At 45.2% G+C, this 13,456-nt stretch carries 9 protein-coding genes; 8 read left to right on the top strand and 1 reads right to left on the bottom strand.

Annotation, left to right across the window (positions count from 1 at the left end):
- Positions 1 to 37: 37 nt before the first annotated feature.
- On the bottom strand, positions 38 to 1,216 hold the full coding sequence (locus tag K6T91_05335; protein MCL6472219.1) for an MFS transporter: 1,179 nt from the start codon (positions 1,214 to 1,216) through the stop codon (positions 38 to 40).
- An 883-nt stretch (positions 1,217 to 2,099) separates the two neighbouring features.
- Between K6T91_05335 and K6T91_05330 the strand changes: the two genes are divergently transcribed.
- The 8 genes from K6T91_05330 (at position 2,100) to K6T91_05295 (ending at position 13,308) form a co-directional block, all read left to right on the top strand.
- Positions 2,100 to 2,336 carry a sulfurtransferase TusA family protein gene (locus K6T91_05330; protein ID MCL6472218.1) on the top strand — a complete coding sequence of 79 codons (237 nt, stop codon included), beginning with the start codon at positions 2,100 to 2,102 and terminating at the stop codon, positions 2,334 to 2,336.
- A 719-nt stretch (positions 2,337 to 3,055) separates the two neighbouring features.
- Entirely contained in the window at positions 3,056 to 3,484 is a 429-nt protein-coding gene (aprB, locus tag K6T91_05325; protein MCL6472217.1) for an adenylyl-sulfate reductase subunit beta, read from the top strand.
- Between the two features lie 12 nt (positions 3,485 to 3,496).
- Positions 3,497 to 5,482, top strand: coding sequence for an adenylyl-sulfate reductase subunit alpha (gene aprA, locus K6T91_05320; protein ID MCL6472216.1), 1,986 nt, complete (start codon positions 3,497 to 3,499; stop codon positions 5,480 to 5,482).
- 348 nt (positions 5,483 to 5,830) lie between these two features.
- Positions 5,831 to 7,099: a CoB--CoM heterodisulfide reductase iron-sulfur subunit A family protein gene (locus K6T91_05315; protein ID MCL6472215.1), complete on the top strand. Its 1,269-nt coding sequence runs from the start codon at positions 5,831 to 5,833 to the stop codon at positions 7,097 to 7,099.
- A gap of 4 nt (positions 7,100 to 7,103) precedes the next feature.
- Positions 7,104 to 9,248, top strand: a complete 2,145-nt coding sequence (locus K6T91_05310; GenBank protein MCL6472214.1) for an FAD-dependent oxidoreductase — start codon at positions 7,104 to 7,106, stop codon at positions 9,246 to 9,248.
- Positions 9,249 to 9,259: 11 nt separating this feature from the next.
- The gene (gene qmoC, locus K6T91_05305) at positions 9,260 to 10,477 is read left to right on the top strand and encodes a quinone-interacting membrane-bound oxidoreductase complex subunit QmoC (protein ID MCL6472213.1); all 1,218 of its coding nucleotides are present in this window, start codon (positions 9,260 to 9,262) and stop codon (positions 10,475 to 10,477) included.
- Between the two features lie 132 nt (positions 10,478 to 10,609).
- Complete coding sequence (locus K6T91_05300) at positions 10,610 to 11,263, top strand: response regulator transcription factor (GenBank protein MCL6472212.1); 654 nt, start codon at positions 10,610 to 10,612, stop codon at positions 11,261 to 11,263.
- A gap of 14 nt (positions 11,264 to 11,277) precedes the next feature.
- Entirely contained in the window at positions 11,278 to 13,308 is a 2,031-nt protein-coding gene (locus K6T91_05295; GenBank protein ID MCL6472211.1) for a PAS domain S-box protein, read from the top strand.
- The last annotated feature ends 148 nt before the right edge of the window (positions 13,309 to 13,456 follow it).

Here is a 13,456-nt window from a genome sequence, read left to right as displayed (position 1 = left end):
CAGCAGTTTTTTATCTACCCTGGGTTATGTGGCTTTGCTATATCGCATCCTGCCCATGCGCCAACCTAATAGCTATGTATCCAAATGAAGGAAGAATGATCACAATTCCACCGGTTATCCAAAAGACACTGTTTAGATTAGGCATAATGCCCAATATTGGAGGGCCAATGGTTTGGCCAATGCGCATAGCTAGCCCAAACAACGAAACAAGACTTCCGCGATACCTATCAGGAGCGAGCTCTGTTGCAATAGTTTGTAGTGAGGGCATATTTATACCGTGGCCGATGCCAAAGAGGACTACAGGCAAAAAAAGCTCTGGCAGGCTCTTTGCAAAGGGGATGAGGAAAAGCGAGAAAGCATAGAAGGTAAAACCAGCAAGCACTAGATACGATTTTAAGAATCGCTTGTGCAACCTCCCAGCCTGCGAAGAAGATATAGCCGCTGCAAGCGACATCACGCTTAAATATAATCCGATCATTGAAGAGCCAGCACCAAAATTTTTGTTTAAAAGTATTCCTAAGTAAGTCAAAATACCGCCATATAGGGACACGAAGGTTAAAATACCGGCGCCAAAAAGCGCAAGGGGACGAGGTCTTTTAATAAGAAACCAGATATCTGCCACATACCTATTAAGGCTGAAATCGTTTTGAATTGTTGGGCAATCCATGAGGATAACCGCTACTGCCAGCGGAATCGCAAAAATAAACAATAAATAGGGATAATTCCAGGATATTAGAGCTAGAAGACCTCCGGCAAGAGGGGATACGCCAGTCGCTATACTTAATATGCTCGCATTTTCCCCCATTGCTACTGACCTATCTAGGCCATGGAACATATCGCCAATCAGCGTGGTCCCAAGCAATATTAACCCGGCTCCGCCTATACCCTGCACCATTCTAAGTAAAAGGAGCATCTCTGAGCTTTTTGCCAGGAAGCAACCGCTTCCGGCAAGGCCAAACACAATTAAGCTGGGAGCCAGAACCTGCTTTCTTCCGTATTTATCGGCAAGCATACCTATCAGTGGCGTTAGTAGCAATCCAGGCAAAGTAAAAGTGGTAATTAGCCAACCAAGATTTACCTTAGGTATATTCAGAGCTGCAGCAGTCGCTGGGAGGGCAGGTGCAATTAAGTTCACGCCCATAGTACTTATGAACGTTGTGGCGAAAATGATCCAGAGACTTGCATTTTTATGAACTGGTCGAATGGTATTAATCATAGACTTATTAACCGAATTTATCATTAGTCGTTTTAATACCCAAAAAGCCTTCGCTACTTGGCAACCTGCAATTTACTCTTAAGCCCTGTTTTTCGGCTTTGGCGGGCAACTAAAGGCTGATAACCGTCAGTTAAAAAGTAGGGGCACAGCACAAATAACCCTAAATCGCCTAATTCAAAGCTTTAAGAAACATGTCTATTTACTAAGAGCCGGGTCGATATCAACATAATTGCCAACACAGGAATTGCCGCAGAAAGGACGTTGAACTTCCCAGATGCCTGAGAGGAAGCAGGCGTTACAGTATAGCCAAATCAGCCGCTCTTCGCGCCATATGAATAATAAAAAGAGCTGCTTTATCTTTAGCTTGAATAAAGAAACGTCGAAATATTGAAATAGCGTAATATGTATCCTGGTGACTGAACTTTGCATCTATTTCAGCTGGAAGAGCAATGGCTTCTACGATAGCCCTATATATTACAGCGTGTAAAAGGTCCGTAGGGGCTGAAGCCAAGGCATATAAGTCATATACAAATGACCTTAAATGCAGTATTTAGTCAGATGTTAGTGAAAGCCGTAAGTTATTTCGAAAGGAGTTGAATAATCTGCCGATAACTATATACTAAGGGGGGTATATTATGATATAATAAAAATGCATTTGAAGCACAAGCTATTTTATAGCCCCTCAGCAAAGGATAAGACACCATAATAAAGAATGTAATATAGAATGGTTAGCTAGATGATATTTTAGGCTTGATAGAGGGTCAGTTTCAGAATTTATTTTGCTGTTAACCTGTAGGGACAATTTAAACGTAAGCAAAAGTGCTATTGTTTTAATAAATAGATTGAAATCTTAGCTTGGAGGATTAAAAAGGAGGTTGGGAAGATGGCAAATATAAAGGCGGACCAGGTTTTGGATTGCAAAGGCGATGTATGCCCAATGCCGATCCTGAAGACGAAAAAGGCAATGGATAGCCTGTCATCGGGCCAGGTTCTGCAAATGATGAGCACTGATCCAGGGTCTCATAATGACCTGCTTTCCTGGTGTGAGCGCACCGGCAATGAGCTAATTGAAAAAGAAGATAGCGGCGGTGTTTTTACATACTACGTCAGGAAAAAATAAGGAGAAAAAGAAGCGGCCATCGGCCGCTTCTTTCATTTTAATGTCAATTTTATTTCCCTGCTTTATATCATTATTTAAAAAAGAGCTTTGCGGATCTCCAACATAGTTATTGCATAAACAGGCGTGCGTATAATAACCAAAGGCTTGGGAAATAAGCGGAGGGTATGGAATGCAGACGGATTATATAAAATTTAGCGAACTTTAGCTTATCTACTTATATAATGTTATGCTATCTTACGCACGCGCAGACGCCTTAAGCTGAAGTTGGTATAGGGGTAATCGAAATTTTGTTTGATAGGCTCTTGACAAAGACCACAGGAATTGATATTATCCACGTAACAATTGGTACATGGCCATTGTTTATCTCTTTCCCGGAAATTCTGAATGAATTATATATTAGGTGAAGGCCGCTGGACGCCATCGTTTCTTTTTGGCAGCTAAGACTTACAGTCCCCGAAGCATTAGATACCGATAGTACCTAAGTAAATATCGGCTGCTTGAGGCTTCAAGGGAGCTTTCTGTAGATCCTGTAAGATATGTTGTCGAGATGTATGCGTCAGGCGTAGCATCACGCCTGGAGTTATTGGGAAGGGGGTTTGCGATAGGTTAAATAAATTAGAAGGGGGAGTTTGTAACAAGAGTATCTAGCTAGCTAAGTATTCTCAAGTTACCAAGAGAAAAGTAATTTTCAATCTCAAAACAATGTAGGGAGGTAAGGTATGCCCAGTTTCGTAATGACTGAGAAATGTGACGGGTGCAAAGGACAAGACAAGACTGCTTGCATGTACATTTGCCCTCACGACCTGATGGTTCTCGACAAAGAGAGAATGAAAGCTTACAACCAAGAGCCAGAGCAGTGCTGGGAGTGCTACAACTGCGTAAAGATCTGCCCGCAACAGGCAATTGAGGTAAGGGCCTACGCAGACTTCGCTCCGCTTGGCGCAAGCGTTATCCCGATGAGGGGTACCGACTCCATTATGTGGACCGTTAAATTCAGAAACGGCACACTCAAGAGGTTCAAATTCCCAATCAGGTTAACCCCAGAAGGTTCAATCGATCCGTATGCAGGGAAACCAGAGCCTAATTATGACGACATCAAGAAACCCGGTTTGTTTACTCAAACAGCCGATCAAGTAGCAGTAAAGTAAGGGGGAGGGAAAATGGAGAAAGAAGTCAACAACTTTCAATACGTTGAAAAGCCAGAAGTTGTCGAGATAGAGACCGATATTCTTTTGATCGGCGGCGGTATGGCTGGTGCTGGCGCAGCTTATGAGGCTTGCCGCTGGGCTACCCCAAAAGGCCTTAAGGTCACCATGGTTGACAAAGCAGCAGTTGACAGAAGCGGTGCTGTTGCACAGGGTCTTTCAGCTATCAACACCTACATCGGCGAAAACGATGTTCAGGATTACGTAAGATATGTTAGAGGCGACCTGATGGGTATCATCAGAGAGGACCTCGTATGGGATCTCGGTCGCGTTGTAGACGACTCCGTACACCTCTTTGAGGAATGGGGTCTTCCGATTTGGAAAAAAGGTGACGATGGTTTCTCGATGGACGGTTTTCAGGCACGCGATGCCGGAAAACCATTGCTGAAAGATGGAGGAACCCCAGTTCGTTCCGGTAGATGGCAGATCATGATCAACGGTGAGTCCTACAAGGCGATCGTTGCTGAGGCTGCCAAGAAAGCTCTAGAGTACAATAGGGCTGCGACCGGTCAGGATCAGAACCTCTATGAAAGGGTTTACTGCACAAGGCTACTACTTGATGCTAATATCCCGAATAGGGTTGCCGGTGTAATTGGCTTTAGCGTAAGAGAGCACAAGGTATATGTTATTAAGGCAAACGCCATCCTCAATGCTTCCGGCGGCGCTGTAAACGTATTTAGGCCAAGGTCGGTTGGTGAAGGTATGGGCCGTGCATGGTTCCCAGTTTGGAATTCTGGTTCCGGTTATGCGATGGGAATCCAGGCAGGCGCAGAGCTAACCCTTATGGAGAACCGTTTCGTCCCAATGAGGTTTAAAGATGGTTACGGTCCTGTTGGTGCATGGTTCCTCTTCTTTAAGGCTACTGCAACCAATGCTCTTGGTGAGGATTATTGCGTAAAGTATGCAGACAAGCTAAAAGAGCTTTATGCTCCTTATGATACTCCAGTTACCACCAACCTCCGTAACGCTGCGGCTATGTGGGATATGCAGGCTGGCAACGGCCCAATCCTGATGCATACCGACAAGGCGCTGCAGGCTATGGCTCAGCAGATGGATCCGAAGAGGTTGAAACACCTAGAGGCCGAGGCATGGGAGGACTTCCTCGATATGACAATTGCACAGGCCGGTCTCTGGGCTGCAAACAACGTCGAGCCGGAGAAAGTCCCATCCGAGCTTATGCCGTCTGAGCCGTATCTACTTGGCTCGCACGCTGGATGCGCAGGCTTCTGGGTAAGTGGTCCTGGCGATATCCCGGGTGCTCCTGCTGAGTGGTCATGGGGCTACAACAGGATGTCAACAGTTGATGGCCTCTTCATGGCTGGCGACGTAGTTGGCGCATCAGGCCACAAGTTCTCCTCAGGTTCACACGCTGAGGGTCGTATTGCCGGTAAGTCAATGGTTGCATGGTGCCTCGATCATGCTGACTACAAACCGACTATCAAAGAAAGCATTGATGAACTAGTTGCCGAGATCTACCTCCCGATGGAGATTTATGGCAAGTATAAATCATACACAACCGCTCCGGATAACATCGACGTCAACCCGCACTACATCAGGCCAAGAATGATGCAGTTCCGTCTCATGAAAATTATGGACGAGTACGTCGGTGGAGTTTCAACCTGGTACACAACCAGCAAAACCATGCTTGAGGAAGGCCTCAGGAGACTCACCATGCTCAAAGAGGATTCCGCAAGAATGGCTGCCCAGAATCTCCACGAGCTGCTTCGCTGCTGGGAGAATTACCACAGGATTTGGGCTGCTGAGGCTCACGCACGTCACATCCTCTTCAGGGAAGAGACAAGGTATCCAGGATACTATTTCAGGGGCGATTTCCCGAAGATCGACGACGCCAACTGGAAATGCTTCAACAACTCGAAGTACGATCCGAACACTGGCGAGTGGGTAAACTTCAAGAAGGATTACGTACAGATCGTATCCTAGTAGAACAAAAGAAAACTCCAGGCGCCTTATGGCGCCTGGAGAATATTTTTTAGCCATCGGCTATCAGCGGTCAGCGGTCAGCTCTTTTAAAAACAGCTGATAGCTGACTACTGATGGCTGATAAGTGGTTTTATATGTAACAAATCTTACATTTAACTGCAAATTATTGTATAATTTGCTTGGCTCAGGGTTTACTTAGCTCCGGACTGGAGCATGGATTGCTGATTAGAGGGACTCCAAGGTAGCCTCAAAATCTATGCCCAGATTGGATTTAATAGATAGAATTAATGAATCGTTACTAATCGTTGTGATGCATGCCTTGAGATTAGTCACAACTGGGAGGAACAGATGTCTGAAGAAAAAAGTTTAGGGAGTATTCTAGTTGTCGGAGGAGGGATAAGTGGTTTAACTACCGCGCTTGAGGCCGCGGAGACAGGCTACGAAGCATACCTTATCGAGAAGACTCCATCCATGGGTGGAAGGGTAGCTCAGTTAAATCAATATTTCCCGAAGCTCTGCCCGCCGACATGCGGCCTTGAAATCAACTATCAAAGGATCCGCAAAAACCAGAAGGTTAAATACCTAACATTATCCGAAGTAGAGAGTATTTCGGGAACACCTGGGAACTACGAGGTAACGGTTAAGGTAAATCCAAGATATGTAAATGATAACTGCACGAACTGTGGTGCGTGCACTGAGGCATGCCCGGTTGAAAGGCCAAATGAATATAACTTTGGCATCGATACTACAAAAGCGATTTACTTACCGCACCAGATGGCATTCCCAATGCGATATGTGATAGATGGTAAAGCGTGCAAGGGAGCGGAGTGTGGCAAGTGCGTCGAGGCATGTAAGTACAACGCAATTGAGCTGGATATGCAGCCAGAAACTATTACTCTAAAAGTTGGTTCAGTTGTCTTTGCGACTGGTTGGAATCCATACGATCCCACAAGGTTAGGAAATCTAGGGTTCGGGACAGCAACTAACGTCATCACCAATATGATGATGGAAAGATACGCTGCGAAGAATGGGCCAACAGGAGGCAAAATAGTTAGGCCATCCGACGGTCAGGCTCCGCAGAGCGTAGCTTTCGTCCAATGTGCTGGGTCAAGAGATGAGAACCACCTCTCATATTGCTCTTATATATGCTGCATGGCTTCTTTTAAACAGGCTACTTATATAAGAGAGCAATACCCGGATGCAAAAATTTATATATATTACATAGACCTTCGTGCTCCAGGCAGATACGAGAAATTTCTTAATAAAATAGAAAGTGATGAGAATATTCACTTTATAAAGGGCAAGGTAGCAAGAATAGTCGAAGACCCAGATACAGGCGATGTAATTGTCGAAGCCGAAGACATAATAAACGGCGGCAAGAAAATACGCCAGAATGTTAGCATGGCGGTGTTGGCTACAGGAATGCAGCCATCGACCGCCGAAAATAAGCTGCCCGTTGACCTTAAATATGATGAGAACGGGTTGATTCTCGATGAACCCGATGGGTCGGGGATTTACGCTACCGGTTGCGCTAGAAGGCCGGTCGATGTTACCACGAGCGTAAAAGATGCTACCGGAGCAGCTCTGAAGGCTATTCAAACTATGGTGAGGAGGTAGCGCTGTGGAGAAGAAGTTTGGTTTGTACATCTGCACAGGCTGTGGTATAGGGGAATCCCTTGATACGGAAAAACTTGCGAACATGGGTCCGCAGGTTGGGGCTGCGGTTGTAAAAACACACGAGTTTTTATGTGGGGATCAAGGCGCTCAATTAATCAAGAATGATATCCAAAATGAGGGCGTTAATACCATAGCTATAGCGGCCTGCTCACCCAGAGTAAACTTTGATGTGTTTAACTTCCCAGGTTGTGTGGTCGAGAGAGTTAACTTAAGGGAGCATGTTGTGTGGTCTCATACGCCAAATGACGAAGACACCCAAATGCTGGCTGAAGATTATATAAGGATGGGTGCGTCAAAGGTCAAAAAAATGGAGCTTCCCGAGCCACACATCGAAGAGGATATAGTTAGAACTGTTCTTGTTATCGGTGGAGGCACAACAGGAATGACTGCTGCATTAGAGACAGCAAAGGCTGGCTACAATGTAGTCTTAGTTGAGAAAGAAGCTAGCCTGGGCGGTTTTGCAGCTAAGATGTACAAGAAACTCCCGTCAAGCTATCCATACGATAAGCTTGAAGATACGGGCGTCGATGCGATGATCCAAGAAGTTACCAGTAATCCCAACATTAAGGTTTATACCTCGGCATCAGTTGAGGCAATCGCAGGACAGCCAGGTAAATTCAACGTAACAATAGCTTCTAATGGTAGCTCTACTGAGGAGAAGATCGGCTCGGTTATAATGGCCACTGGATGGAAGCCATACGATGCTTCAAAACTCGATACATACGGATATGGACAGTATGTGAACGTAGTGACCAACGTCCAGTTTGAAGAAATGGCGAAAAACGGCCAGATAACGCGCCCATCCGATGGCGCACCGGCAAAGAACGTGGCCTTCATCCAATGTGCGGGTCAAAGAGATGAAAACCACCTTCCGTATTGCTCATCGGTTTGTTGCGCAACTTCTCTAAAGCAGGCGGCTTACGTGCGCGAAAAAGATCCAAATGCTAAAGCGTACATATTCTATAAAGACATGAGGACACCTGGGCAGTATGAGCTATTCTACAAAGCGGCGCAAAATGACCCAGGTATATTCCTTACAAAAGGAAACGTTGCAACCATCAGTGAAGATGGCGCAAATAATATAGTGCTTGAGGTTGAAGATACGCTGCTTGGTGGCCCGATTAGGGTTTCAGCAGACCTGCTGGTTTTGGCCACCGGGATGGTTCCGACCACCGCAGATGAGCCAATCCTAAATCTACAATACAGGCAAGGACCAGGTCTACCAGATCTCGAGCTATATAACGGGTTTGCAGATTCGAACTTTATCTGCTTCCCGTATGAGACAAGAAGAACCGGTGTTTATTCGGCGGGTCCGGTTAAGATGCCGCAGACTATAGCTGAAAGCATGGAGGATGCTAGAGGTGCGGCGCTTAAAGCAATTCAGGTTATCGAGTCCGTGGCAGTTGGTAGAGCAGTTCACCCACGAGCAGGCGATGAGACCTATCCTGAGTTTTTCCTACAGAGGTGTACTCAGTGCAAGAGGTGTACAGAGGAATGCCCATTTGGAACTCTTGATGAGGACGAGAAAGGCACACCAAAGCCAAACCCGAATCGCTGCAGGCGATGCGGAATATGTTTGGGTGCTTGTCCGGAAAGAATCATCTCGTTTAAGAACTACAGCGTTGATATAGTTGCATCGGCAGTTAAGGCAATTGATGTACCGGGTGAAGAGGAAGGCAAGCCTAGAATTATAGCCTTTGTATGCGAAAATGATGCATACCCAGCATTTGATATGGCGGGAATCAATCGCCTAAACTACAATCCAAATGTTAGAATGGTTCCTGTTAGATGCCTTGGTTCCGTTAACACTGTTTGGATCTCCGACTCTCTATCAAGCGGTATAGATGGAATTCTTATGATTGGCTGCAAGTACGGCGATGATTACCAGTGCCACTTCGCTAAGGGTAGCGAGCTTGCTAACTACAGGATGGGTAAGGTTCAGGAAACGCTGAATAGGCTCATGCTGGAAGCTGAAAGGATTCAGATACTTCAGCTTGCCATAAATGAGTATGACCAGATACCGGGCATAATAGACGAGTTTATAGAGAAACTTGGGGAAATTGGGCCTAATCCCTATAAGGGCTTCTAGGGGGTATGAAGATGTCAGAACAACAATACTTGGTCGAACCGGATTTACAATTCATAAAGGACATACAAGCGGCGGGAGGCGGCGATTTAAAGAAGTGCTTCCAGTGTGCGACATGCTCGGTTGTTTGCAACGTGACGCCTGAAGATAGTCCTTTTCCAAGGAAAGAGATGATTTGGGCCCAGTGGGGTCAAAAAGAAAAATTGATGAGCGATCCCGATGTATGGCTTTGCCACCAGTGTAATGACTGCACGGCAAATTGCCCGAGGGGCGCAAAACCCGGCGATGTTTTTGCTGCTATAAGAAATATGGCGGTAAGAAGCTATGCATTCCCAAGTTTCATGGGTAATCTATTAGGCAAACCATCACTTGCGATTTTTGCCTGGGCCATACCGGTACTCATCTTACTTATAGTGATAAGCTTGATACCGACGATTTATTCGATACTGCCGCATAATTTAGATCCGAATAGCACGCTAGGTGGTATGATTCACGAACTTCAGCATTCAGGATGGAGCAATATGCCGGCTGATAAACCAATAAGGTATGGTAACTTCTATCCGGAGATGGCCATCGATATGACTTTTATTACGCTGGCAGCCTTGGGGTTGATATCACTTTTCGTCGGTATCCTACGGATGTGGAGGTCTATGGTTAAAAACCATGGCGAACAGGGATTGATGGGTGCGCCTGTGCCTAACCTACTCAAAGCTATTCCGACAATATTTAGACACAAAAAATTTATGGAATGCGATGAAAGCAAAAACAGGTACTATGGCCACCTGGGCGTATTTTACGGTTTCGTGGGAGCGTTTGTAACTACCGCATTTGTTTCTATTGGTTTTTACGCTTTCGGTATAAGCACCCCTTATGCGCAGTTTAGTCACGTAAAGCTGTTTGGAAATTTAAGCGCAGCTGCGATAATTATCGGCGGTATAGTGCTCTGGGTTCAAAGGGCGACATACAAAAAGAGTGCATCCAGCTATTTTGACTGGACGCTAATTGTGTTGGTAACGGGGCTTGGTGTAACAGGCCTGGCTACCGAGCTAGTAAGACTCGCAGATTTAAGGGCGATTGCATATCCAACTTATTTCATACACCTCGTATTTGTGGCATATCTATTCCTCTATCTACCGTTCTCAAAGATGGCTCACCTCGCATATAGAAGTGTGGCAATGGCATTTGCGAGGCAGGCTCAGAGGGATCTGGTTTTTGAGGATGAGATTGCATAATTTATAACCACTAATTAGGGGAAAATTATTAAAGGGTAGAACTTAAAAGTTCTACCCTTTATGTTGAGGATTGCGAATAAGTAATTTCCCGAATTTGAATTAATCCGCTGGCAGGATTATAATAAGTTCACTATGGGAAATATACGAATTTTATTAGCAGAAGACCACGTACTTGTAAGGGAAAGTCTTCGCCAGTATTTAGAAAAGGACCAAAACCTAAAGGTTGTAGGTGAGGCAGGCGACGGCGAAGAGATGGTAGCTTTGGCCAAAGAGCTCAAGCCAGATATTATTATCGCCGATATTGCCATGCCTAAGCTAAACGGTATTGAGGCTACAAAACAAATCAAGGAAATGAACATGCCGATTCCGGTGTTGATACTAACAGCCTATGACCTTGACCAGTACATATTTCCCCTGCTTGAGGCCGGGGCCGCAGGCTATCTATTGAAGGACATCAGTGGACAAGAGCTAATAGACAGCGTTTACCGTGTAAACAGGGGAGATTCTGTACTTCACCCCGCAGTCATGCGCAAAGTAATGCAGCGGTTCAGACATACGGCTGATGGAAAGGATGCCCCATCATTTGATATACTTACTGATAGAGAGGTAGAAGTACTTACGCTTGCTGCCCGTGGAAAGACCAATAAAGAGATAGCTGAAGAGCTAAGCGTAAGCGTACGAACGGTTGAAGCACACCTGGGTCATATTTTTACCAAGCTAGATGTTGGGTCGCGAACCGAAGCTGTAATTCTTGCTCTCAAGAAAGGCTGGGTTGGTTTAGAATAGCAAAGCGGCAGGCTATGGAAGCAGAAATGGTCCAGAGAGAACATGGCAAGGGGCCGGATTCGCAGCCGACCTATCTATTTACTAACCCTCAATTCTGGTCGATACTTAGCATTTTCATACTGATAACCCTGCATCACTATGATAACCTAACAAGTTTTAGAATTTTTGCTGGACCCGATTTACCTTTAGGTCTGACTCGCCATACCATCGATCGGATACTTTATCTCGTGCCCGTAATCCTGAGCAGCTTTGCTTTCGGATCGAGGGGTGGCAAAATAACGCTTGTATTTGCAGCAATAGCAATGTTGCCGCGTGCTATATTCATATCTGAATATCCCATAACGTCTCTTTGGGAGACAGCAATAATTGTAGCACTCGGAAGCCTAGCGCCTCTTGGCTTAGATCATTATAAGCAACAGGAAAAACAGCTTGAGGAAACCAAAGAGAGACTCGAATCTACCGAGCGCGAACTTCATACCACCGTCCAGCTAACCCTTGAGCAGGAACGTCAACTCTCGGTTATCAATTCGTTTTCAATGATGCTGAGCCAGTCCCTGAACATTGAGCAGGTTATGAAAGCTGCCATACATATGGTAAGGGAAGTTATCGATGTTGAAGTCGTAATGATACACACTATTGATCACGGTGAGCAATTTTTAAAGCTTGTGGCGTACAAGGGCATCAGTAAAGAAGCTTCGGACATCCTTGGTCGCATAAGGATAGGCGAGGGCTTGTGCGGAAAAGTTGCGTCTACAGGCGATCCGATTGTAACAGATGACGTTGTACATGATCCTAAGTTTAATGCTGCACGGGTACAGGAAGAAAGTTTAATATCAAAACTATGTGTGCCGCTGGCAGCACGAGGGGAAACTATTGGAACAATCTGCGTAGCCTCAAGAGAAGAACGTGTGTTCAGAGATCCCGAAATTGAGTTGTTATCCGCGCTTGGAAATTTAATTGGAATTGCCATAAATAATTCGGTTCTTTATAGAGAAAGACAAATCGCTGCAGATCAACTTAAGGTATCGGAGAAAAGATACCGCCAGCTTTTTGAAAATGCACATGATGCAATTTGGGTGCAGGACCTATCGGGTAAAATTACTGCTGCAAATCAGGCAGCAGCCGATCTATTCGGCTGCGAACTTAAAGAACTGATTGGAATGGATAGCGGCCGATTCTTTCTGCCCGAGAAGCCGGTCCTAAGCAATGAAAGGCGTGAAGCAATTTTAAGAGGACAAGAAGGCGAGGAACCATACAGGCGAAAAATAATTAAGAAAGACGGAACCGAAGCTTTCGTGATGCTGACAGCAAATTTAATTACCAGGGATGGCGGTCCTGAAGGTATCCAGTTTATAGGAAGGGACATAACAGAAGAAGTACGGATGCAGGAGAACCAGGCTTTTTATCTTCAGCAAATAACAAAAGGACATGAGGATGAGAGGCAACGGATATCTCGAGACCTTCATGATTCAACAGCGCAAAATTTAATTGCTATGCTCAGGCAGTTAGAAAAATTTAACGAGGATAATACCCAACTACCAAAAGAGAAACAGGAATTTTTGTGGAAGCTACATGGTCAGATTAAAAGTACCCTACAGGAGATACGGCAGCTCAGCCGCGATTTAAGGCCTTCGGTTCTTGATAACTTAGGTCTTCTACCAGCCGTGGAGTGGTTAGTTGAGATGCTTGAGACAGAGGATGGCGTAAAAACAACGCTAATAGTTTCCGGTAAAGAGAAACGATTTTCTCAAGAGATTGAGATAACGCTTTTTAGAATTGTGCAAGAGGCCTTACGAAATATTGCAAGACATGCTGAAGCGAAAAACGCTAAGGTTATTATGGAATTTAAAGACAAAGAAACAAGGGTTGAGATAGTTGATGATGGAAAGGGATTTGAGCTACCGTCAACTATTGGGGACTTGTCACGCCGCGGCAAACTTGGGATAGATGGCATGCAGACCAGGGCAAAACTTGCAGGCGGTACATTTGAAATACAATCTAGACCGGGTGAAGGAACGGTAATAACAGTTACAATTCCTGTGTAAAGGCAGCGTTCTTCGATGAGCATAATATAGAAAAGGCATGGCTCAGCTTAATCTTGACTTCCGCATCCCTCATTTTAGCATCTAATAACTACTGGTCAAGCGGCATACAGCCTTACAATTTGGGTGCTGCAAGGAGTTCTCTTTAAAT

The sequence above is a fragment of the Bacillota bacterium genome, from assembly GCA_023511485.1.
Taxonomy (GTDB): domain Bacteria; phylum Actinomycetota; class Aquicultoria; order Aquicultorales; family Aquicultoraceae; genus CADDYS01.
This window is presented reverse-complemented; position numbering and strand designations above follow the sequence as displayed.